The 281-nt window shown below is 58.7% G+C and carries 1 protein-coding gene; it reads left to right on the top strand.

What is annotated here, in order from left to right; all coding sequences use genetic code 11:
- A partial coding sequence (locus tag EN852_RS40320) for a hypothetical protein (protein WP_210238346.1) occupies window positions 1–281 on the top strand: 281 nt, incomplete at both ends.

Raw genomic sequence — 281 nt, 5'->3', positions numbered from 1 at the left:
AGAATACCGACATCCGTGGCGCCCAGCGCTCCCTGCCGGCCTATCGCTACACCAACGCAGCCGGTGAGGCCGCGATGTCGCTGCCGAATGTATCGCGCAAGAATTTCTACGGTGAAGACTGGAACCGTGACTACTTCTGGAGCACCGCTGTTTTCACCGAGCTCGAGCATCAGTTGGGCGACGGTTGGAAAACCAAGTTGTCCCTGCGACATGCCGACAACAACTACGATTTGACCCAGGCTTACGCGCGCAACGGCGGCGGCATAAACCCTGCGGATAAC

Origin of the sequence: Mesorhizobium sp. M2E.F.Ca.ET.209.01.1.1, from assembly GCF_004010375.2 — a bacterium.
GTDB lineage: Bacteria > Pseudomonadota > Alphaproteobacteria > Rhizobiales > Rhizobiaceae > Mesorhizobium.
This window is presented reverse-complemented; position numbering and strand designations above follow the sequence as displayed.